Below are 20,605 nucleotides of genomic sequence, written 5' to 3' on the forward strand. Positions count from 1 at the left end.
GCCACCCTGTGGAGCGTCCGATGCAGCTGATCCCCCGTCACGACCCGTACCTCGTCGTCCGCTCGACCGACGGTGTCACCGTCGCCGCGCTCCGCGGTGAGCTCGACCTCGTCCTGGTGCGGCACCTGCGGCCCGAGCTCGACGCCCTCGTGCGGGAGTCCGACGCCCTGACCGTCGACATCCGGCGCCTCACCTTCTGCGACGCCACCGGGCTCGGCCTCCTCGCCCACTGCGCCGGGTGCACCCATCGTCGTGGCACCCGCTGGCGACTCCTCTGCGACCAGCCCTGGATCCTCCGGCTCATCCGCCTGAGCGGGCTCGGCGAGCTGCTCCGCCCGGAGGTCGCGCCGCCGGACGGGCCCGCGGCGCAGCCGGACTCCGCGTTCCCGCCGTTCCCCGTGGTCCCCGCGCCCTCCGTCGGGCCCGGATGGTCGGGGCCCGGCGCCGCGGGGCGCGTCCCGTAGGGGTGGCGGGCGGTCGCCGCGAGGGGCTCCCGGCCGGCCGCGCGCACGTGGCGGTTTCATGACGGGCGGGGGTGGCGGATGGTCGCCTCACCAGGGACTTCGGCCGGACAGCGCGGTACGGTCGGCGGCATGTCTGAAGTCCGGTTGACCACGCCCTCCTTCCTCGTGCTCGGCATCATCGACAAGCTGGGTGAGGCCAGCCCGTACGACGTGAAGGTCGAGGCGGCGCGGACCGTGGCGCCGTTCTGGTCGATGCCGCACGCGCAGGTCTACGCCCAGTGCGACCGGCTCCTGGAGGCGGGGCTCCTGTCGGAGGTCCGGCAGACGGGCGGCCGGAACCGGCGCCTGATGCGGCTCACCGAGGAGGGTGCGGAGGCCCTGCGCGGCTGGCTCGCGGACCCCTCCTTCGTCCCGGTCGAGGCCCGCGAACGCGGCATCCTCAAACTGTGGTTCGGCGCGAGCCCCCGGGTGCACGCCCCGGTCCAGCTGGAGGAGCACCGCAGGACCCTCGACGGATACGAGGAACTGGCCGGGGACGTGGGTGAGTTGCTGACCCGGGGGCAGCGCGAGGCGCTGGAGTTCGGCATCCGTTATGAGCGGATGATGGTCGATTTCTGGCAGTGGGTCGAGCGCCGCGAACCCTGAGTTCGTTACCGACCGGTTGACCTCGTCCCGGCCCCGCCCTACGTTCCTCCATAGTCCAGACAGGACTATGCGGGTGCGGAGGAGGGGGACCACCGTGGGGCGTCCGACGAGCACGAGGTGGGGCCGGGCCGCCACCGTCGCGGTGACGGTGGTCTGCCTGGCGTACGCGCCGATCGCCATGACCGAACTCTGGCCCTACGCGAGCCCCGGGGCCCCGGCAATCGGCGAGTGGATCCTCGGCCGCTCCGTGTCCCCGGAGTTCGTCGCCGAGGCCGTGCGGGACCGGATGGGACCGTACGGGCGCAGCCCGCTCCCGCTGATCGTGCACTCCGTCCTGGGCGGCCTCCTCATGCTGCTCGGCCCGGTGCAGCTGCTGTCCGCCGTGCGCCGCCGCATCCGGCTGCACCGGATCACCGGCACTGTCTTCGCGGTCACCGTGTACGCGTCGATGGCCGGCGCCGCGCTCTACCTCGTCCGCACCCCGCCGGAACAGGCTTTCAGCGGGGCCGCGTTCTGGATCGTCCTCGCCACGATCCTCGTGGGCACGGTCGGCAGCGTGACCTTCGGCGTCCTCGCCGCCCTCCGGGGCTTCCCCGACCTGCACCAGCGCTGGCTGCTGCTCTGCTACGGCTTCCTCATGACCGCCCCGCTGCTGCGGCTCGAATGGGGCTTCCTCCCCTCCCTCTACCCCGGCCTCGGCATCCTCGACATCAACCGCGTCGCGATCATGCACCTCGGCTCGCTCGTGGCCTTCGGCGCGCTCCTCGCCTCCCGCGCCCTCGACCGCCGCGACACCGTCCCCGGCCTGACCGGCACCTGGTGCCCCGCGCCCGTCCAGGCGGCCGCCCACCTCGCGGGCGCCGCCGGCCTCGGCTGGATCGCGGCCGCGTTCCTCGACGGCGGGACCGCGGGACGGCGCCTGCTCGTCGCCTACCTCGTCCCGTACGCCGTGACGTACGCCGTCGTTGCCGTACGCGCGGTCCGGTCCCGCGGGCACTGGGCGCGCGAGGAATGGCGACTCCACCTCGCCGCCCTCTGCCTGGCCCCCGCGTTCTCCGCGGTGACCGTGCCCGTACTAGAACGCTCCATGGGCCTCGACCGGCCCACGGCCCTGATCGCGGGCGTCGGCATCGGCGGCGGCATGCTCGCCTACGCCGCCGTCACGGTGGTGAGCCTCCGCGTCCTGCACGCCCGTGAACTCCTCAAGCGCCGCCAGGCGTTCGCCGACCTGCCGACCCGCCCGGCCGAGGGCGCACCGGCGACCCCCGCCACCGCCACGGAAGGACGACAGGCATGAGCGACACGATGGAAGGCCGGGAACTCTCGCCCGCCGTCGTCATCCTGAGCGGCGTCGTCGGCGGCATCAGCCTCGCCGTCGGCGGGCTGCTCGCCGCGACGAGCGTCCTCGGCTACCGCGCGGGAGCCTGGGTGTCGCCGGAGGCGCTGAGCCCCGGACTCGTCGGCGCGGCCATGCTGGGCGTGGCACCCGCGCTGTTCACGATCGGCCGGGCCCGCGTCTGGGAGGAGGTGCGGAGCCTCGCGCTGCCGCTCGCGACCGTCCTCGTCGGGCTCTTCGCCGTGAGCCTGCTGAACGCCGACAGCCTCCAGGCCTTCCACGGCGGCCCGATCTTCCTCGCCCTGTTCAGCCTCGGCTGGGTCGCCACCCTCGGCGCCCTCGCCCTCGCGGCCGTGGGCTGCCTCGCCGCGCAGTACCGCAAGCCGCTCCGGCCCGTACGCGGGGCCGGGGAACCGGACACGGGAAACGACACCGGCGGCACACCGGCCCGTCCGGCCGCGCCGCTGCCCGGCTGGTCCAAGCCCCCGCTCGCGGTCCTCGGTTCCGCCTGGCTCGGCATCGGGGCGGGCCTCCTCGCCTTCCCCGACTTCTGGGGCCCACTGCTCCCCTGGACGGTGAACCGCGCCGACGCGCAGGGCCTCGGGGTCTGGGCGCTGTCCCTCGGCGTCGGCGTCCTCGCCTCCCTCGCCGAGGACGACCTCGCCCGCACCCGCCCCGCCCTCCGCGCCGTCCCCGCCGTCGCCCTCGCCACGGCGGTCGTCCTCGCCGTGCACGCCGGCTCCGTCGACTGGGCGTCGGGCCCCGGGATCTCCCTGGCGGCCCTGGTCACCGGCCTGTTCGCCACCGGGATCTCGGGACAGTGGCTCCTGTCCCGGGCCGGCCGCCGGAGCGCCGAGGGCACCTGAGGGGAGGAGGAGCCCCCGGCAGCTGACGGGAGCCGGAGCGCGACACGCACCTGAGGGCGCCGGGGCGCTACGAGCACCCGGCGGGTGCCGGCGGCTTCCGCGCCGTGCTCAGGGGCGCCAGCGCGGGGCTCCGTCGTCCGGGGTGTCCGGGCTCGCGAAATGGAAGGGCACGGCCAGGCCGGCGGCCAGGGTCCGGCCCACCTCCTCCGCGACGACGGCCGACGGGTGGCGCGGCGTCCGCGCGCCGCCGTCGCCCAGGTGCCGTACGGCCGTCCCGTGGTGGATCGTTGCCAGGGTGCGCTCCCCGGCGGGCCCGTCGGTGATCGCGAGGAGTTCCACGAACCAGTCGTGCACGGTGTCGCCGTCCCACACCGCCTCGATCGCGACGACCCGCCCCGGGCAGCCGGCGGCGCGGGCCGCCAGGGACTCCTGGTCGAGCGGGCTGTCGGGGGTGCGGGCGACCCGGTCGCCGTGGTGCAGATAGCGGTGGTGGACGACGAGTTCGGCGTCGTGGATTCCCAGACCGCGGGCGCGACCGACCTCGAGGACGGCACGGACCGCGCGCATGCGGGCGTCCTGGAGGACGTAACCGTCGACCTGTTCGCGTATCCCGGCCGGCAGCAGTTCCCACCACTCGGACGTTTCCATGCCTGTCATCCCCACCCCGCCGGTACTCCTGGTCGGCGCCAGGCTAACCCGCGGCACGGAGCGCGCGCCGGGGCATTTCGGCCGGTCGCGGCGCCGGAACTCCGTGGCGGCGGAGGGCCGGAGGCGTGATGATGGTCGGATGACCCAGCCCGTGGAACCCGTGGAGCCCGTGGACGCCCTGATCGTCGTGGACGTGCAGTCGGCGTTCGTCACCGGGGACGGGGCCGTGCCCGCGGCCGCCCGGCTCGTCGACCGCACGGCGGACCTGATCGCCCGGGCCCGCGGGGCGGGTGCGCTCGTCGTCCACCTCCAGAACGACGGCCCGCCCGGCTCGGAGGACGAACCCCACACGCCGGGCTGGGAGTTGCACCATCCCGTCGAGCCCGGCCCGCGGGAGACGGTGATCCGCAAGCCCCGCGACGACGGCTTCCACGGGACCCCGCTCGGCGGCGTGCTCGGCGACGCGGGGGTCAGGGCGCTCGCCGTCTGCGGCGTCATGTCGGAGATGTGCGTCCAGGCGACGGCCCGTACGGCCCTGGCGCGCGGATACCGGGTCGTCGTGCCGCACGACGCGCACGCCACCCAGGACTGCCCCGCCGTGCCCGGGGTCAGCGAGCTCGTTCCGGCGGCCACGGTCTCCCGCGTCGCCGCCTACGCCCTCGGCAGCGACGCCGAGGTCACCCTGCCCGCCGCCGCGGTCACGTTCACCGCGCCCCCGGCGGTCACTCCGCGCTGAGCGAGCGCCAGACGCGGTCCGGCAGGATGCGCGCGGCCTCGGCGAGGTCGACGTCGTGCGTGCGGGCGAGCCAGCGGCGGGCGGTCTCCGCCGCCGGGCCGATCACCAGGGCCTCGATCACCGGCCCGGGCATCGGCGCGATCTCGCCCGCCTCGACGCGCGGCCGCATCCAGGCCCCGATCGCGGCAAGCAGCGGCTCCCTCGCCTCCCGGATGCGGTCGGCATGGGCGACCAGATAGCCCGAGCACGCCGAGGCGTGGAGGAACAGCGCCGCGTCCGGGTGCTCCTCGGTGAACCGGAGGTACGCGGAGATCACCGCGCGCACCCCGGTGCGGGCGGTCCTCGCGCGGGCCAGGGCGGTGACGACCTCGCCGCACAACCGCTCCGTGCACCGGATGTACAGGGCGGCGGCGAGGCCGTCGAAGCTGCCGAAGTGGTGGTACAGACTGCCGAGGCTGACGCCGCTCGCCGCCGAGACCGCGTTCACCGTGAAGCCCTGCCGGCCGGACTCCGCGAACACCCGCAGGGCGGCAGTCAGCAGGCGCTCGACCGTGGCCTCGCCACGCTGCTGCTTGGGGGACATGCCGGACACCCTAATGCAGGGGTGACTCCCCGTAATTGGACGCGGAATCCAGTAACGGGGAAGTCCCCTCCCGGAGCCCGAGGTCAGCCGCGGAAGCCCTCGGGGCGCTCGGGCGAGGCCTCGGCGAGGGCCTTCTTCACCGCGTCCACGCCCTCGCGGAGCCCGTACACCGGGGTGTCCGGCTGCTGGCGCCACGAGTCGTCGATGCCGCCCGCGTCCACGGTGTCGAAGCCGAGCTCGTCGATGAGGAGCCGTACCCGCTCCTTCGCCGCCGCGTCGTCCCCGGCCACCGGCAGGGCGAGCCGCCCCGGGTCGCCGGCCGGGAGCGGCCGGTCGAGGATGTCCTGCGCGTAGGTGCCGTTGAACGCCTTGACCACCGGGTGGCCGATCTGGCGCTCGGTCCAGCGGCTCTCCGTCACACCGTCGTCCTCGATGGCGGCGATGCGGCCGTCGCGCTCCCGGGGGTAGTAGTTGCCGGTGTCGATGACGACCAACCCGTCGGCGGCGCCGTCGAACAGCCCGGACGGCAGGTCGGGCACGTTCTTCAGCGGGACGGTCACGACGACCACCTCGGCGCCCCGCGCGGCCTCGGAGGCGGCGACCGGCGTCGCCCCCGTCTCCTCGGCGAGCGCGCCGAGGCTCTCGGGGCCGCGGGAGTTGGCCACGGACACCTCGTGCCCGAGGGCGGTGAGGCGACGGGTCAGGTTGCCGCCGATGTTGCCGGCGCCGATGATGCCGATCTTCATGGTGCTTCCTTCTGCTCCGGCCGGCCGTTCCGATGGACCTCGTCCCGAGCCGGCTTCCTCGGGGTACGTCCGGTCAACCCGCGACGGGGCTCCGGCGATTCCCGGTTCGAGCGCCCGGATTCCGGCCCGTCCCGATCTCGGCCCCGACGGCCGGTGAGGCGTGGGCAGTTGTCGACCCGGGCGACCCGCCGGTCGGCGGCCCGGGCACCTCGCCGGTCGGCGGTACGGGCGACCCGCCGGTCGTCGACACGGGCACCCCGCCGGGCGGCGGTACGGGCACCCCGCCGGTGTTCTCCCGGGCGAAGCGCCCGGGAGTGGTGCCCACCAGGCGCTTGAACGCACGCGTGAGATGCGACTGGTCGTAGAAGCCGGTCGCGGCGGCGACTTCGCCGGGCGCCCGGCCGTCGAGCAGCAGGCGTCGGGCGCGGTCGAGCCGGCGGGCCGTCAGGTACTGGTGGGGCGCGATGCCGAAGGCTCCGCTGAACGCCCGCACCAGATGGGCGGGGTGGGCGTGCAGAAGCCCCGCGGCCTCGTCCAGGGACAGCCCCTGCGGGAGCCGTTCGTCGAGCAGGTCCCGCAGGTCGTGGGCCACGCCGGGATCGGCGGGCCGGGCGGCGGCCACGAGCCGGGGCCGCAGGTGGTCGCGCAGCCGCTCGCCGATCAGGGCCAGTCTGCTCTGCGCCTCCAGCGCGCCGCCGGGGTCCGCGAGCGCGGTGTGCAGCTGCCCGACGCGCCGCCGCAGCAGCGGGTCGATCAGGTCGGGGCCGTCCACCGCCGGACCGATGAAGCTCTCGTCCAGCTGGCTCAGGTCCAGGTAGAGGACCCGCTTGCGGAAGCCGCGCGAGGTGGCGGGGGAGCCGTTGTGCGGGACCTGCGGCGGCAGCAGCGACACGGTGTCGTCCGGAGTGCCGCGCTCCCGCCGGTTCAGGTCGTAGCGGACGGCGCCGTCGTCGACGATCAGCAGCGTCCACACGTCGTGGACGTGCATCGGGTACGCGTGCTCGGTGAAGTGCGCGTGGAAGACCTCCACGACCCCCGGCACGTGCGGCCGCCACGCCGAGACCTCTTGCCTGGCGGGCATGCAAAGAATGTACAAGACGGCGCGGGGGCCCGGTCGGCACTCTCGGACCATGACGACCACCGATACCGCGCCCGTCCGATTCGACACCAAGATCGCCGTACTGCTCCGCGAGGACCTGGAGACCTGGCAGCGGCTCAACGTCACCGCGTTCCTGGTCAGCGGCCTCGGCTCGCAACTCCCCGAGGTGATCGGCGAACCGTACGCCGACGCCGACGGCGTCCCGTACCTGCCCATGTTCCGCCAGCCCGTCCTGGTCTTCGAGGGGACCAAGGAGACGCTGACCGCCGCCCACGCCCGCGCCCTCTCCCGCTCGCTGCCCCGGTCGGTCTTCACGACCGACCTCTTCACCACCGGCAACGACCGCGACAACCGGGCGGCCGTACGCGCCGTGGGAACCGACCACCTCGACCTCGCCGGAATCGCCGTCCACGGGCCGCGCAACGCCGTCGACAAGGTCCTCAAGGGCGCCCGCATGCACCCCTGACGACCGCGCCGGAACCCCCTGCCCCGGCGCTGACCGTCACCGGCCGTAGCCGCGCCGAAACCCCTCGCCGTGAACAGGCGGCCCCGCTGTCGGTGGCGTGCCGTACAACTGGAACCGGGGAAAAGCGGGACGGTACACCGCAGGACGTACGACCGTACGAGGGGGACTGGTACGTGGAGACATTCGGGGACCGGGGGTGCGCCGGCCGCGCGCCCCTCGTCGGGCGGACCCGGGAGCTCGACCGGCTCGACGCGCTGCTGCGCCACCGGGCCGGGGGAGAGGGCCCGGTGGCCGTCGACGTCACCGGCGACCCGGGCATCGGCAAGACCCGCCTGCTCGCCGAGTTCGCGCCACGCGCCCGCCGCCGCGGCACGATCGTCCTGCACGGCCGCTCCGGGCCCGGCGCGGATCCCGGCGCCCCCTTCCACGTGTTCGCCGACGCCTTCGCCGACCTCGACCACCGGGACCGCGCCGCGGCACCGGCCCTCGCCGCCCTCGCCGACCTCGTGGAACCGCTCCTCCACCCGGCCCCGGAGGGAGCGGCGGCGACCGACGACCACCCGACCCGACGGACGCACCACGTGCGCCGGATCGCCGCCGCCCTCGGGCGGGTCGCGGACCCCGGGCTCGTGCTCGTCCTCGACGACCTGCACGGCGCGGACCCGGCCTCCGTGGAGCTCGTCGACCACCTCCTGCGGCATCCGAGCCGGGCCCCTGTCCTGCTCGTGCTGGCACGCAGGGAACGCCAGACGCCGCCCGACCTCGCGTCGGTCCTCGCGCGCGCCGCAGACGCGGGGGCCGCCTCCCCGCTGGCCCTCGGGCCGCTGGGACCGCAGGAGTGCGCCGAAGTACTCGCCCCCGGACTGCCGCCCGAAGCGGCACGGGAGGTCCACCGCGCCAGCCTCGGCGTCCCGCTCTACTACCGGGCGCTCGCCGTCGCGCGCACCTCCCGGGGCGAGGCGGCCCGGACCGGACCGGTGGCGGTGCTCCTCGACGAACTCACCCCGCTCGGCCCGGCGGAACGGGCCGTCGTCGAGGCCGTCGCCGTACTCGGCGACCGGGCGACGCCCGAACTGGTCGCGGCCGTCGCCCCGGCCGCCCCCCACCGCATGGACCGGGAGGACGTCGACGGGGCCTTGAGAGCACTCGCCCGCCGCGACCTCGTCCGGCACGACGAGCACGGACGCCGCCTCGGGCTGCGCCACCCCGCCCTGCCGGAACTCGTGAGCGGCGCGCTCGACCCCTGGCGGCGCCGCGAACTGCACCGGCGGGCCGCGACCGCCCTCGCCGAAGCCGGCGCCCCTCTGACCGAACGCGCCCCGCACCTCGTGCGGGCCACCACCGCATGGGACCCGGCCACCGCCGCCGAACTGGTCCAGGCCGCCGACCTGATCGGCGCCGCCGACCCCGCGCGCGCCGCCGCCTGGCTCGCGGCCGTCCTCGACCTGCTCCCCGACACCCCCGAACACCGGGCCGCCCGGCGGGACCTGATGCTCCGACGGGCCCGCGCCCTGGGATCGGCCGGCCGCGTCGCGGAGAGCCGGGACCTCCTCCACCGGCTCATCGACTCCTGCCGCCCCGACCGACACGCCGACCGGGGCCACGGCGGCGGACGCGCCGACGCGCGCCGCGGCGGGGACGACGGCTCTGCTGACGAGCGCCGCGGCGGGGACGACGATCCCGCTGACGCGCGCCGCGGGCCGGGCGAAGACCCCGCCGACGCGCGCCGCGGCGACGGCGACGACTCCGCCGCCACGGCCGAGCTGCGGACCTCCGCCGTGCTCCTCTGCGCCTTCATGGAGCGGCACCTCGGCCGCTACCCCGAGGCCGACGTCCTCCTCCGCCGCGAGCTGGAGCGAACCCCCGGACCCCGGTCCGACCTGCGGACCTGGCTCGTCGTGGAATGGGGATGCCGCGCCCTCTTCGCCGCTCGTTACCCGGAGGTGCGCCCCCTCGTCGCGGGCACCCTCGACGAGGCCCGGGGGCGCGGTGACGAGCCCGGCACGGCCGAGGTCCTGACCCTGGCCGCACTCGGCGAGGTGTACGAGGGGGAGACCGCCGCCGCCCGCGTCCACGCAGCGGAGGCCGCCGCGCTCACCGACGCCTTCACCGACGGAGCGCTGGCCGGCCACGCCGAGTCGCTGGTGCGCCTCTGCTGGTCCGAGGTCTTCCTGGAGCAGTACGGGGCGGCGGAACGCCACGCCACCCGGGGCGTCGGGATGGCACGCCGCGCAGGCCGCCCCTTCGCGCTGTCCCAGCTCCTCCTGTGCTCGGCGTACGTCCACTTCCTGACCGGCCGCATCGGTGCCGCGCTCGACCTGGCGGACGAGTCGGTCGCCGTGGCCCGCGCCCTCGGCGGCGCCGAACTCCTCGGATTCAGCCGGGCGATGAGAGCCACGGTCCTCCTCCACGCGCGCCCCCTCGGCGACCCCGAGGCGCTGGCCGCGGCGGAGGAGGCCGCCGCCACCGTGGGGACGGCGGACGGATGGTGGGCCACCCAGGCCCGCTGCCTGCTCGGCTACAGCGTCCCGCTCGCCCAGGACCCGCACCGGGTGCGGGAGGTGCTGCTCCGGGCGGGGGGCGACCGGGACCTCTCCCGGCTCCAGCCCTCGCTGAGGCCCGGCTACCTCGAACTCCTCGCCGGCGCGGCCCTCGCCGCCGGCGACCCCGCGGAGGCCGAGCGCGCGGCACGGCTCGCCCTGACCGAGGCGGACCGGCTCGGCCTGCCCGTCCAGCGGGGTGCGGCCCAGCGCGCCCTGGGCCGGGTCCTCGCCCAGCGGGGTGAACCGGCCGCGGCCGCCCGGGCGTTCATCGACGCGGCGCGGGAGAGCGCCCGCTCGGGCGCCGCCGTCCGCGAGGCCCACAGCCTGCTGCTCGCGGCCCCCGAACTGCACGCGGCGGGCGACGGACCGCAGGCCGCCGCGGTGTGGCGAAGAGGCCGCCGACTCGCCGTCGAGGGCGGGGCCCGGATGCTGGTGGACCTGGCCGACCGCACCCGGCCGGCCGCGCCGGAGGGCGCCGCCGGGGGGCGGCTCGCCGTCCTCACCCCGCGCGAGCGGGAGATCTCGGCCCTGGTCGCCGAGGGGCTCACCAACCAGGCCGTCGCCGACCGGCTCTGTCTCAGCCCGCGCACGGTCGAGAGCCACGTCGCCCGGGTCTACCGCAAGACGGGGGTGGAGACCAGGGCCGGTCTCGCCTCGCTGGTGGTGCGGGCCGGGACGGGAGGCGGTCAGTTCTCGCGCGGATAGGTGGTGATCACCCGGCCCTTCGCGTCGGCCTTGAGATAGCCGGAGCCGTACGAGTCGGACAGGTAGACGCTCAGTCCGGGACCGCTGCCGAGGAGGGTCGAGGGCGGGTTGACGACGAGATAGCGGCTCGTCGGCTCGTCGACCCCCAGGTCCTTGTCGGCGCGCTTCATGAGCGCCGGCAGGACGTCCCAGTCGAAGGCGTCCAGGTCGGTCGGCACCGTGCCGGGGAAAGCGGTGCCGCCGGGGCCCTCCTTCACGGCCACGTCCTCGCCCCGGTAGACGTACCGGTCGTAGCGCTTCGTACTGCCCTTGACGACCGCCTCGGCCACCGCGTACTCCGGGTACACGACGAAGCCGGTCACCTTGGCTCCGCCCGTGGCCGCCTGCACCGCGGCGACGGCCGCCCGGATCCCGTCGGGGGTCAGCAGATCGCGCGGCTCCCGGGTCGTCGGCGTCTTCGCCGGTGTGGCGGAGGCCGACGTCCGCCCGGCCGACGGGCCCGACTGCGCGGGAGGAGCGGCGGTGTGCCCGTCTCCCTTCTCACCCGGCTTCCAGTCCCAGGCCATCGCTCCGACGGGGATGCCGACGACGAGGACCACCACGGCCGCGGCGCGCAGGAACCGCCGCCCGCCGCGCCGCCCGCCGGTGGTCCGCGCCGCTGCGGGAGCCGTGACGGGCACCGGCGGCGACGGGGGCGCCAGATGGAACGAGGTCGCGTCCCCCGTCCCCGCTCCGCGGCCCGCCCCGCCCGGGGCCACAGGTCCGGGGTACCGCGCCGCGTCCGCGGGCGGTCGTACCGCGTCCCCTGCTCCGGCCGCCTCCTGACGCGCCGTCGGATCCGCCGCCGCGACGGCGGCGAGTGCCCGGTCGAATGCCTCCACGTCGGGGCGCGCCGACGGGTCGCGCACCAGCACGCTTTCGAGCACGCCGGTCAGCGGGCCGGCCCGCAGCGGAGGGGGCACGTCGTCGGAGAGGACGGCCGCGAGGGTCGCGAGGGTGTTCTCGCGGCGCAGGGGGTGGCGGCCCTCGACGGCGACGTACAGGAGCATGGCGAGGGACCACAGGTCGGCCGCCGGCCCGCTCGTGCCGCCCCGGATCCGCTCGGGGGCCATGTAGTCCGGCGACCCGATGATCGAGCCCGACGCGGTCAGGGCGGTGGACTCGCGGATCGCCGCGATGCCGAAGTCGGTGAGCACCGGCCGGCCGTCCGGCCGCAGCAGGACGTTGGCGGGCTTCACGTCGCGGTGCTCGATGTCCCGCTCGTGGGCGGCGCGCAGGGCCGACAGCAGCTCGCGGCCGAGCCCGGCCGCCTCGCCGGGGGTCATCGTGCCCCGGTCCAGCCGGTCCTGGAGCGAACCGCCGGTGACGAGCTCCATCACGATCCACGGGTACGTTCCCTCGCCCGCGTCCACGATGTGGTGGATCGTCACCACGTTGGGGTGGTCGATCCGGGCCAGGGCACGCGCCTCGCGCAGCACCCGGGCGCGCAGCGTCCGGGCGCCCTCGGTGTCGTGTTCGGCCATCGCGGGGTCGGGAGGACGGACCTCCTTCACCGCCACGTCACGGTGGAGCGCCAGGTCGCGGGCGCGCCAGACCGTTCCCATGCCACCGCCGCCGAGCCGCTCCACCAGCTCGAAGCGGCCGTCGATCACTCTGTTCACACGCACCTCTGTACTCGGGTCCTCGCGGCGACTCCGGCGTCCGGCCCGGACAAGCCCACGTCGCCGTACACGTTCACCTGATAGCTCCCCGGCGGCCCGTACGGCTCCGGAAGCCCGCACAGCGCCGACCACGGACCGTACCCACCGGAGCCGTCCACCTCACCGGCGGGGGCACCCTCCTTCGCCGACCCGGCGGCACCCTGCTCCGCCGTCCCGGCGGCGGCACGCGCGTGCGCCGCCCGGCGGCCGAGGGCCTCGGCGTGCCGAGGATCCTCCCACCGCCCGGCCCGCGCCGCCGCCACCGCGAACTCCCGCGCGGCCCGCCCGGGATCGCCCAGACCCAGCGCGCAGTGGGCCAGCCAGGCCCCCGCCCGGACGAGCGCCGCCTCGTCGCCGTCCGCCGTGAACCCCGACAGGGCCTCTTCGAGCAGGGCCGCCGCCTCCCGGAGACGTCCGGCCCCGGCGTACACGCAGCCGAGCCGCAACCGGGCGAGCGCGCCCAGGCACGGATCCACCGCCGCCCCGCCGGTCAGCCGGACCGCCTCCGTGAGGAGCGGCACCTCCGCGGGCAGCCCGCCCCGCCCGCCCGGTGCGCCACCGGCCCCGCGCACGCCCTCGACCGTCCGGGCGAGCGCGAGACAGAGACGGGCCCGGTCGCCGCCGCGGAGCGGGGTGCCGGAGCCGTCGGACGGAAGGGCGGAGCGGAGCAGCGCGGCCGCCTCCGCGCGGGCGCCGGTGGAGCGCAGCACCCCGGCGAGGAGCAACTCGGACTCCACGGCGCCCCACGGCCGTCCCCCGGAGCGGTGGCCCGCCACGGCGGCCCTCAGGTGGACGAGGGCCGCGGCCGGGTCGTCGGGCGCGGTGAGCCGGCCCAGGAGACAGCGGACGTCGGAGAGCGGGCCCGGAACGGCGGGGTCCGACCGGTGCGGCGCGGCGAAGGCGATCAGCCGCCCGAGCTCCTCGCGCAGCCCCGCCGCCCCGGCCGCCGGGTCGGGCGCGGTGTCGAGGAGATCGGCGCGCGCCCTGGCACGCAGCAGGAACACGGTCGTGGCCTGCGCGACGCCGGCCCGCCCGCTCCGGTACAGGCCGGCGGCCCGCTCGCACAGCCCCGTGAGCTCGACGCGGGCCGCGTCCCCCACGGCCTCGCCCGCCAGCACCGCCCGCGCCCGGGAGACCAGCGCCTTGCCGGGCCGCCCGGCCCGTTCGTGCAACTCGGCCGCCCAGGAGAACAGCGGACCGGCCGCGGGCCGCGCCCTGCCCCCGCAGTCGAGCGCGGTCGAGTCCAGGGCGTCCGCGTGATCCCCCGGCGTGATCGTCCCACCCGCGCGCCGCAGGGCCGCCGCCGCCCGCTCCCACGCCCCGCCCGCCGCGGGGTGCCCCTCGGCGGTCAGCCGCCGGGCCCGGTGCAGCAGGCCGCGAGGGTCCTCCGGGCCGCCGCCCGCGCCGGGCCCCCGGCCGTACGGCGGCACGCCGAGGCGGACCTCGTCAGGCGAGCGGCTGGTCATGCGGAGCGCTCCGGGGAAAGGGGGGCGGGGCAGCACGGATACGGCCACGGGGCCGGGAACGGATGGGGGACGCGGGCCCGCGTACGGCCCCGGACCGGGGCCTACGCAGAGGTCGGACCGACTCTCGCAGGCCCGCTCGGCTCCGCACATCCGTAGAACTACGGAACCGCGCGCTCCATCGATCGGCCGCACTGCGCAGGGCCCGCCGCCGGTGTCTCGGCTAGGGTGAATCGACAGGGATTGCGCCCCCTGGGGCCAGGCCGATGCGTAGGTCGATGCGTTGGAGACTCACCAGTCGTCGAGCAGGGTTCCGCAGCCGCCCCGGGCGGCCGTCGGGGACGCGGGCGTGCTCCGCGAGCTGCTGCCGATCGCCCTGTGGCGGGAGGACGCCGACGGCCGGATCGTCGAGTGGTCGCTCGCCGCCCAGGACCTCCTCGGACACCGTCCCGAGCACGTGCTCGGCCGGCTGGCCGCCCCGCTCCTCGTTCCCGACGCCAACCGTGAGCTCGCCGAACGGCTCACGGACCGTGTCCAGGCGGGCGAGACCATGGTCGGCACGCTGCCGGTGCGGCACCGGGACGGCCACACGATCGCCATGGAGATGTGGATCGTGCCCGCCGCCGACCCGCAGGGGCGGCCCGGCGCGATGCTGATCGCGGTGGAGACCTCCGAGGTCCTGCGGATGCGGGAGAACCTGGCGGCGATGGAGAGCCTCTTCACCCAGTCGCCGATCGGGCTCGCGCTCCTCGGCCCCGACCTGCGCTTCCTGCGGGTGAACGACACCCTCGCCCGGATGAACGGGATGCCGGCGGCGGAGCACGTGGGCCGCCGCCTCACGGAGGTCGTGCCGGGGGTGAACGCCGCCTCGCTGGAGTCGCTGATGCGCCAGGTCCTCCACAGCGGGACCGCCGTCGTCGACGCCCGCCGGGTGGGCCGTACTCCCGCGGACCCCGGCCGGGACCACATCTGGTCCTGCTCGTACGCGCCGCTCCTCGACCGGAAGGACAGCCGGTCCCTGGGGCTCATCGCCTCCCTCGTCGACATCACCGAGAGCCAGGAGGCGCACATCGAGGTCGAGCGGGCCCGGCACCGCTTCGCCCTCCTCGCCGAGGCCGGCGCCCGCATCGGCACGACGCTCGACCTGAAGCAGACGGCCGAGGAGGCGGTCCGCTTCCTCGTGCCCCAGCTCGCCGACTCCGCCGACGTACAGATGCTGGAGTCCGTCCTCGAACCGGACGATCCGGCGGCCTCCACCCGGGGGGTCCTCCGGCGGCTCGCGGCCCGCTTCCCCGACCCGACCGCGCCGACGTCCCTCCTCGCCCCGGGGCAGACCTTCCAGATCCCGCTCGACTCGGTGTACGAGCAGGTCGTCCTCCGGGGACGGCCGACGAACCTCTACTCGACCGACCTCCCGGAGCTCTTCACGGACCCCCGCACCGAGGCGCTCCGCACCTATCTGGCCACCCGCATCGGCTCGGCGCGCCTGGTGCCCCTGGTGGCCCGCGGGCAGGTGCTCGGCGCGGTGACCGTGACCCGGCTGCGGACCCGTGAGCCGTTCGACACGCAGGACTGCGTCCTCATCGACGAGGTCGTCGCCCGCGCCGCCCTCAACATCGACAACGCCCGCCTCTACACCACCCAGCGGGAGGCGGCGATCACCCTCCAGCGCAGCCTCACCAACAGCGAACTCCCGGACGTCACCGGGCTCGAACTCACCGGCCGCTACCTGCCCGCGAGCGCCCATGACGTCGGAGGCGACTGGTTCGACGTCATCGCCCTGCCCGGCGGCCGGACCGGCCTGGTCATCGGCGACGTCATGGGGCACGGCATCCACGCGGCGGCCGTCATGGGCCAACTCCGCACCGCGGTGCGGACCCTGGCCCGCCACGACATCCCGCCGGCCCGGATGCTCAGCTCGCTCGACGCCGTCGTGGCCGACCTGGGCGAGGACGAGATGGCGACCTGCGTCTACGCGGTCCACGACCCGGCCGCCGACGGCTGGGTCATCGCCCGCGCGGGCCACCCGCCGCCGGCCGTGGCCACCCCCGACGGCACCGTCACCTTCCTCGACGGCCCGCCGGGGACCCCGCTCGGCACCGGAGCCCACGACTTCGGCACGGAGGAGGTCAGCCTGCCCGAGGGCGGACTGCTCGTCCTCTACACGGACGGCCTGATCGAGGCCCGCGACCGCGACCTGGACCAGGGCATGAGCCAACTGGCCCAGGCACTGCGGCCCGTCGGCCGGCCACTGGACACGCTGTGCGACGAGGTCCTCGGGCGGCTCCTCGCGGGACCCGCCCAGGACGACGTGGCGATGCTGATCGCCCGTAGGACCCGCTGAGCCCGCGTACGCAGGCCCAACTGCCCCACGGGGAGGGGCGGTGGGTCAGGCTCCCGCTCGCCCGAGCCGGTACAGGTCCCTGAGCAGGGCGATCTCCGCGCCGTGGTGCAGGACTTCCTGGTTCATCCACCAGACGACGTCGAGGAAGAGCTCCTCCGGGTCGCCGCCGTGCGGGTACGTGCAGTGCCCCACGGTGTCGAGGGCGGTGTCGTCGGCGGACAGCAGGGCGTCCCGCCAGGCGTCGGCGGCGGTGTCGAAGGCCTTGACGGCGGTGGCGACGTCCCCGCTGACATCGTAGTCGTCGCGGGTCAGACGGCGGCTGCCGTTCGTGTGGTCGGCGCGCAGCGCGAGCATCTCGGCGAGGTGGCTGAGCCGCCAGGCGATCGTCGTGAACGGCGCCGGCTCGGGGTGCGGCGGCGGCGTCGTGTCCCGGCCGAACTCACCCGCGCCCACGAGGAGGGTCGCGCCCGGCCCCGGTCCGTCGGAGTGCCGGCGGACCGACCAGCAACCCGGCCCCGGCTCCCAGAGGTACTCCGCGTCGGTCATCGGACCGACCTGCACCTCCGTGCCGTTCCCGCTGTCCATCACCGGGCCCGCCATCCGGTCGGTGAGCCGCTGCCGCGCGAAGTCGAACTGGGCGAGCAGGGGGGCGAGTCGGGCGGGTACGGACATCAGGCGCTCCGGATCGGACGGCAGTAGGGCGCTCGTACCCTGCCACACGCCGTGTCCGACCGCCCCCGAATTTCCCGGCGTTCACGGTCGGGCGGTTCCCGACCCCCGTCCTACCGCCTCGACGAGCGGCAGCAACCGGTGCGCGACCCGCTCGCGCAGGGCGATCTCGGTGCGGGTCCTGACCACTCCCGGCAGCCGGATGAGCCGCTGGATGACGTCCTCCAGGTGCCCCGCGTCCCGCGCCACCACCCGGGTCAGCAGATCGCCGCCGCCGGTGATGGAGAAGGCCTCGACGATCTCCGGCACGCCGGCGAGCGCGTCGCCGACCTCGTCCAGGTGCCCCTGCGTCACCTCGACGTGCACGAACGCCAGCACCGGGTGCCCGAGCGCGGCCGGGGACAGGACCGGCCCGGTCGCCGTGATCACCCCGTCCCGCTCCAGACGGTCGATCCTGGCCTGCACGGTGCCCCGCGCCACCCCCAGGATCCGCGCGTACTCGCGCACGCTCGTCCGCGGCTGCTCGATGAGCAACCGCAGGATCCTGGTGTCGAGCTCGTCCACCGCCATCGTCCGCCGGCCTCCTCTGTCCCTGCTCGCCTCGCCCGAACCGCTCCGAACGGTTCAAACCCTCCGAACGCCGTCCGAAGGCGCCCGAACCCCTCTGATTCCCGACTGTACCCAGGTGACCTCGGCGTATCCCGTACGGTCGGTGCTTCGGGACCAGGGGAGCGGGAGAGCGATGACGGGTACGCCGCAGGTGCGGCCGATGCGCGGAGACGACCCGGAGCGGCTCGGGCCGTACCGGCTGATCGGCCGGATCGGGGCCGGCGGAATGGGCCGGGTCTACCTCGGCCGTACCGTCAGCGGCCGCCTCGTCGCGGTCAAGACCCTCCTCGCGGAGGGTGAGGTCAGCGAGCCCGACCGGCGCCGGTTCGCCCGCGAGGTGGCGCTCGCCCGCCGTGTCACGGGGGTGTTCACCGTCTCCGTCCTCGACTCGGACGCCGACGGGCCCCGGCCCTGGATGGCCACCGAGTACGTCCCCGCACCCTCGCTCGCCGAACTGGTCCGCGACGGCGGCCCCCTGCCGCCCGCGGCCGTCCGGTGGATCGCCGCCGGCATGGCCGAGGCCCTCGTGGACCTCCACCGGTCCGGCATCGTGCACCGCGACGTGAAGCCGGGCAACGTCCTCCTGCCCCACTCCGGTCCGCGGCTCATCGACTTCGGCATCTCGCACGCCCTCGACCTGACCCGCACCTCCTTGACCCTCGGCACCATCGCGTTCACCTCGCCGGAACAGGCCCGCGGCGAGGACTCCACCCCGGCCTCCGACGTCTACTCGACGGGAGCCACCCTCTTCCACCTCGCGACCGGCCGCCCGCCGTACGAGCCCGGCGCCGACGCCTTCCGGCTCCTGGCCCGCGTCCAGCACGCCGACGTCACCCTCGCCGACCTGCCCTCCGGCATCGACGACCTGATCACGCCCCTCCTCCGCCTCGACCCGGCCGCCCGCCCCACCCCCGCGGACGTGCTCGCCGCCTTCGAACGCCGACCGACCGGCGGCAGCGAACTCCTGCCCACCGCCTGGACGTCCCTCATCCGCGCCCACCACGACTACGTTCCCCCGGCCCTGCCCGACGGCGGCCCGAGTCCCGACGACGCCCCCGAGCCGGAAGACGACCTCCAGGCCACCGACGATCCCCGCGCGGTGCACCAGGCCACGACCCGTACGGCCCGCCCGGAGCGGGACGCGCCACCGGTGCCGGCTCCGTCTCCCGCTCCGGTACGGCCGCCCGCGCCGGTTCCCGCCGCTCCGTCACCCGCTCCGGCGCCGCGGCCGATCCCGACGCCGACGCCGGACCAGGAGCCGGGACGTACGGACGCGAGTACAGGCGCAGGCGCAGGTACACGTGCACGCCGGCTCTGGATCCCCCTGGCCGCCGCGCTCACCGCGGCAATGCTGGTCGGTGGCTATGTGGCCTACGGGCAACTCGGCGGCGACGAGGTGGTGCGGGTCGGTGACTGCCTCTCCAACACGCGCACGGCTCCGGGGACCTTCAGCCCCGCCGAAGCCGACGCGGTCGACTGCTCGGCATCGGCCGCCCGTTTCGCCGTCACGGCCGTCCCCGGGGCGAACGGTTCCTGCCCGGCCGACGGCGGGCCGGCCGAACGCTTCGGGGCGCAAGGCCCGTGCGTCAGCCCGAACGTGCGCGAAGGGGACTGCCTCGACACCACGGAGGGCTTCAAGGGCCTGCTCCCCGCGGACGTTCTCTGGACGGCACACCCCTGTGTCAGCGCCTTCTCGCAACTGAGGGTGGACGAGATCACCGAGACCCTCTACAACCGCGTGGGTTGCGGCCCCGCCTACACGTTTGAGCCGGAGAGCCTCCCCTGGACCGAAACGAGCCACACCGACTACTGCCTGTCAGTGACTCCCTGACGGCGACACCCCGGCCGGGACCGGCCGTCAGTGGCCGCGGGGCGCGTACATGATCACGCCCATGCCGGCGAGGCAGACCAGGGCGCCGACGACGTCCCACCGGTCGGGCCGGTAGCCGTCGGCGACCACGCCCCAGGCGATCGACCCCGCCACGAACACGCCTCCGTACGCGGCGAGGATGCGCCCGAAGTGGTCGTCGGACTGGAACGTCGCGACCACGCCGTACAGACCGAGGGCGATCACACCGGCACCGACCCACACCCAGCCCCGGTGCTCCCGGACGCCCTGCCAGACGAGCCACGCGCCGCCGATCTCGAAGAGGGCGGCGACGGCGAACAGGGCGACGGAACGTGCGACGGTCATGCGGCCAGAGCCTATGACGGCCCGATAACCCTGCCCCGCCCGGCCCGCCGGTCCTATCCTGGGGGCCACTCAGGACGCGGTGGATCCGATCGTGGTGGCAGAGGCGGCGAGCACGACGCTCGTCGGGGCGACGGCCACGGACACCCCCCAACACCGCCGCCGGCGACGCCCAGGGCATCGGCTCCCAGCACCTGGAGGCCCACGCCTCCGACGAAGGCCGCGTCTACCTGGCCGGACGCGACATGAACATCACCGAGCGCTGACGGGCGGCAGCTGCCGGTGGGGAGGATGGGGCGGCCTCCGAGCTGTCCGCCCGACCGCGGAGGAACGGAAAGGCCGGTGGCCCCGTGCGGATCGCACGGGGCCACCGGCCTCTCGGTGGTTCGGGGACGTCAGCCCTGCCGCTCTTCCCACTGGGCGCGGGCGAGCTCCGAGTTGGTCCGGACGAGGTTCCAGTCGTCCTCGACGGTGTACAGGGAGTAGCGGCCGGTCGAGTCCAGGGCCTCGAACACCTGGTTGGCCCAGGCGTCCGAGTCCGGCTGGTTGGCGGTGACCCGGGCCGGGTGCGAGCGGGACGGCTCGTCCAGGTCCGGGGGCACCGACACGTACACGTTCAGCCAGCGGTCCTGGTCTCCCCAGGTGAAGGAGGGGCCGTAGCTGGTGCTGTTGTCGGTGAACCTGATGCCGAAGGCCGCTTCGAGGTCGGCCCAGAGGGCCTCCGCGAGGACGGTCCCGGGCGTCTCCTGCCCGCGGAACCCTGCGTGGATGTCGTATTCGCTCATTGTCAGC

18 protein-coding genes and 1 pseudogene are annotated in these 20,605 nt (G+C 75.5%); 9 read left to right on the forward strand and 10 right to left on the reverse strand.

Going from position 1 to position 20,605, the window contains the following annotated elements; translation table 11 throughout:
* Positions 1-20 precede the first annotated feature (20 nt).
* The 4 genes from MRBLMG1_RS07055 to MRBLMG1_RS07070 all read left to right on the forward strand — a co-directional run bounded on the left by MRBLMG1_RS07055 (position 21) and on the right by MRBLMG1_RS07070 (position 3,311).
* Positions 21-464, forward strand: coding sequence for an STAS domain-containing protein (locus MRBLMG1_RS07055; RefSeq protein ID WP_367821814.1), 444 nt, complete (start codon positions 21-23; stop codon positions 462-464).
* Positions 465-593: 129 nt separating this feature from the next.
* Positions 594-1,109, forward strand: a complete 516-nt coding sequence (locus tag MRBLMG1_RS07060) for a PadR family transcriptional regulator (RefSeq protein WP_367821816.1) — start codon at positions 594-596, stop codon at positions 1,107-1,109.
* A gap of 94 nt (positions 1,110-1,203) precedes the next feature.
* Positions 1,204-2,406, forward strand: a complete 1,203-nt coding sequence (locus MRBLMG1_RS07065; RefSeq protein WP_367821818.1) for a DUF2306 domain-containing protein — start codon at positions 1,204-1,206, stop codon at positions 2,404-2,406.
* Positions 2,403-3,311, forward strand: coding sequence for a hypothetical protein (locus tag MRBLMG1_RS07070; RefSeq protein WP_367821820.1), 909 nt, complete (start codon positions 2,403-2,405; stop codon positions 3,309-3,311). The genes MRBLMG1_RS07065 and MRBLMG1_RS07070 overlap by 4 nt, the downstream gene beginning before the upstream one ends.
* Positions 3,312-3,419: 108 nt before the next feature.
* Here the strand turns inward: MRBLMG1_RS07070 and MRBLMG1_RS07075 are convergent, their stop codons facing one another.
* The gene (locus MRBLMG1_RS07075; RefSeq protein ID WP_367821821.1) at positions 3,420-3,968 is read right to left on the reverse strand and encodes a hypothetical protein; all 549 of its coding nucleotides are present in this window, start codon (positions 3,966-3,968) and stop codon (positions 3,420-3,422) included.
* Positions 3,969-4,098: 130 nt separating this feature from the next.
* Between MRBLMG1_RS07075 and MRBLMG1_RS07080 the strand changes: the two genes are divergently transcribed.
* Positions 4,099-4,695: an isochorismatase family protein gene (locus tag MRBLMG1_RS07080; RefSeq protein ID WP_367821822.1), complete on the forward strand. Its 597-nt coding sequence runs from the start codon at positions 4,099-4,101 to the stop codon at positions 4,693-4,695.
* Here MRBLMG1_RS07080 and MRBLMG1_RS07085 read toward each other — a convergent pair.
* The 3 genes and pseudogenes from MRBLMG1_RS07085 to MRBLMG1_RS07095 form a co-directional block, all read right to left on the reverse strand.
* Positions 4,682-5,278: a TetR/AcrR family transcriptional regulator gene (locus tag MRBLMG1_RS07085; protein WP_367821824.1), complete on the reverse strand. Its 597-nt coding sequence runs from the start codon at positions 5,276-5,278 to the stop codon at positions 4,682-4,684. The two genes, MRBLMG1_RS07080 and MRBLMG1_RS07085, sit on opposite strands and share 14 nt — an antisense overlap.
* 83 nt (positions 5,279-5,361) lie before the next feature.
* Entirely contained in the window at positions 5,362-6,366 is a 1,005-nt protein-coding gene (locus MRBLMG1_RS07090) for an NADPH-dependent F420 reductase (RefSeq protein ID WP_414721502.1), read from the reverse strand.
* A pseudogene (locus tag MRBLMG1_RS07095) lies at positions 6,317-7,105 on the reverse strand (AraC family transcriptional regulator); the annotation flags it as partial. The gene MRBLMG1_RS07090 and the pseudogene MRBLMG1_RS07095, both read right to left, overlap by 50 nt.
* Between MRBLMG1_RS07095 and MRBLMG1_RS07100 the strand changes: the two are divergent.
* Both MRBLMG1_RS07100 and MRBLMG1_RS07105 read left to right on the forward strand, forming a co-directional pair.
* Positions 7,104-7,589, forward strand: coding sequence for a DUF2000 family protein (locus tag MRBLMG1_RS07100; protein ID WP_414721503.1), 486 nt, complete (start codon positions 7,104-7,106; stop codon positions 7,587-7,589). The pseudogene MRBLMG1_RS07095 and the gene MRBLMG1_RS07100 sit on opposite strands and share 2 nt — an antisense overlap.
* A gap of 173 nt (positions 7,590-7,762) precedes the next feature.
* Entirely contained in the window at positions 7,763-10,837 is a 3,075-nt protein-coding gene (locus MRBLMG1_RS07105; protein ID WP_367821828.1) for a helix-turn-helix transcriptional regulator, read from the forward strand.
* Here MRBLMG1_RS07105 and MRBLMG1_RS07110 read toward each other — a convergent pair.
* Complete coding sequence (locus tag MRBLMG1_RS07110; RefSeq protein ID WP_414721505.1) at positions 10,819-12,441, reverse strand: serine/threonine-protein kinase; 1,623 nt, start codon at positions 12,439-12,441, stop codon at positions 10,819-10,821. The two genes, MRBLMG1_RS07105 and MRBLMG1_RS07110, sit on opposite strands and share 19 nt — an antisense overlap.
* Before the next feature lie 53 nt (positions 12,442-12,494).
* Entirely contained in the window at positions 12,495-14,003 is a 1,509-nt protein-coding gene (locus MRBLMG1_RS07115; RefSeq protein WP_367821832.1) for a hypothetical protein, read from the reverse strand.
* A 280-nt stretch (positions 14,004-14,283) separates the two neighbouring features.
* On the opposite strand from MRBLMG1_RS07115, the gene MRBLMG1_RS07120 reads away from it, so the two are divergent.
* Complete coding sequence (locus tag MRBLMG1_RS07120) at positions 14,284-16,344, forward strand: SpoIIE family protein phosphatase (RefSeq protein ID WP_367821834.1); 2,061 nt, start codon at positions 14,284-14,286, stop codon at positions 16,342-16,344.
* 45 nt (positions 16,345-16,389) lie between these two features.
* On the opposite strand, the gene MRBLMG1_RS07125 is transcribed toward MRBLMG1_RS07120, so the two are convergent.
* Together MRBLMG1_RS07125 and MRBLMG1_RS07130 are read right to left on the reverse strand one after the other, a co-directional pair.
* On the reverse strand, positions 16,390-17,016 hold the full coding sequence (locus tag MRBLMG1_RS07125; protein WP_367821836.1) for a DinB family protein: 627 nt from the start codon (positions 17,014-17,016) through the stop codon (positions 16,390-16,392).
* Between the two features lie 81 nt (positions 17,017-17,097).
* Positions 17,098-17,583 (reverse strand): Lrp/AsnC family transcriptional regulator, encoded by a 486-nt coding sequence (locus MRBLMG1_RS07130; protein WP_367821838.1) that lies wholly within the window; start codon positions 17,581-17,583, stop codon positions 17,098-17,100.
* Between the two features lie 199 nt (positions 17,584-17,782).
* Between MRBLMG1_RS07130 and MRBLMG1_RS07135 the strand changes: the two genes are divergently transcribed.
* Positions 17,783-19,453 (forward strand): serine/threonine-protein kinase, encoded by a 1,671-nt coding sequence (locus MRBLMG1_RS07135; RefSeq protein WP_367821839.1) that lies wholly within the window; start codon positions 17,783-17,785, stop codon positions 19,451-19,453.
* A gap of 27 nt (positions 19,454-19,480) precedes the next feature.
* Here the strand turns inward: MRBLMG1_RS07135 and MRBLMG1_RS07140 are convergent, their stop codons facing one another.
* Positions 19,481-19,816 carry a YnfA family protein gene (locus MRBLMG1_RS07140; protein WP_367821841.1) on the reverse strand — a complete coding sequence of 112 codons (336 nt, stop codon included), beginning with the start codon at positions 19,814-19,816 and terminating at the stop codon, positions 19,481-19,483.
* 392 nt (positions 19,817-20,208) lie between these two features.
* Positions 20,209-20,598, reverse strand: a complete 390-nt coding sequence (locus MRBLMG1_RS07145) for a hypothetical protein (RefSeq protein WP_367821843.1) — start codon at positions 20,596-20,598, stop codon at positions 20,209-20,211.
* Between the last annotated feature and the right edge of the window lie 7 nt (positions 20,599-20,605).

The organism is Streptomyces sp. LMG1-1-1.1, from assembly GCF_040815545.1.
Classification (GTDB): domain Bacteria; phylum Actinomycetota; class Actinomycetes; order Streptomycetales; family Streptomycetaceae; genus Streptomyces.

Excerpts from the sequence above, each read along its gene's own strand:
- MRBLMG1_RS07055 (WP_367821814.1), top strand. The coding sequence starts at position 21 with ATGCAGCTGATCCCCCGTCACGACCCGTACCTCGTCGTCCGCTCGACC.
- MRBLMG1_RS07060 (WP_367821816.1), top strand. The coding sequence starts at position 594 with ATGTCTGAAGTCCGGTTGACCACGCCCTCCTTCCTCGTGCTCGGCATC.
- MRBLMG1_RS07070 (WP_367821820.1), top strand. The coding sequence starts at position 2,403 with ATGAGCGACACGATGGAAGGCCGGGAACTCTCGCCCGCCGTCGTCATC.
- MRBLMG1_RS07075 (WP_367821821.1), bottom strand. The coding sequence starts at position 3,968 with ATGACAGGCATGGAAACGTCCGAGTGGTGGGAACTGCTGCCGGCCGGG.
- MRBLMG1_RS07080 (WP_367821822.1), top strand. The coding sequence starts at position 4,099 with ATGACCCAGCCCGTGGAACCCGTGGAGCCCGTGGACGCCCTGATCGTC.
- MRBLMG1_RS07085 (WP_367821824.1), bottom strand. The coding sequence starts at position 5,278 with ATGTCCCCCAAGCAGCAGCGTGGCGAGGCCACGGTCGAGCGCCTGCTG.
- MRBLMG1_RS07100 (WP_414721503.1), top strand. The coding sequence starts at position 7,104 with ATGCAAAGAATGTACAAGACGGCGCGGGGGCCCGGTCGGCACTCTCGG.
- MRBLMG1_RS07110 (WP_414721505.1), bottom strand. The coding sequence starts at position 12,441 with ATGGGAACGGTCTGGCGCGCCCGCGACCTGGCGCTCCACCGTGACGTG.
- MRBLMG1_RS07115 (WP_367821832.1), bottom strand. The coding sequence starts at position 14,003 with ATGACCAGCCGCTCGCCTGACGAGGTCCGCCTCGGCGTGCCGCCGTAC.
- MRBLMG1_RS07125 (WP_367821836.1), bottom strand. The coding sequence starts at position 17,016 with ATGTCCGTACCCGCCCGACTCGCCCCCCTGCTCGCCCAGTTCGACTTC.
- MRBLMG1_RS07130 (WP_367821838.1), bottom strand. The coding sequence starts at position 17,583 with ATGGCGGTGGACGAGCTCGACACCAGGATCCTGCGGTTGCTCATCGAG.
- MRBLMG1_RS07135 (WP_367821839.1), top strand. The coding sequence starts at position 17,783 with ATGCGCGGAGACGACCCGGAGCGGCTCGGGCCGTACCGGCTGATCGGC.
- MRBLMG1_RS07140 (WP_367821841.1), bottom strand. The coding sequence starts at position 19,816 with ATGACCGTCGCACGTTCCGTCGCCCTGTTCGCCGTCGCCGCCCTCTTC.
- MRBLMG1_RS07145 (WP_367821843.1), bottom strand. The coding sequence starts at position 20,598 with ATGAGCGAATACGACATCCACGCAGGGTTCCGCGGGCAGGAGACGCCC.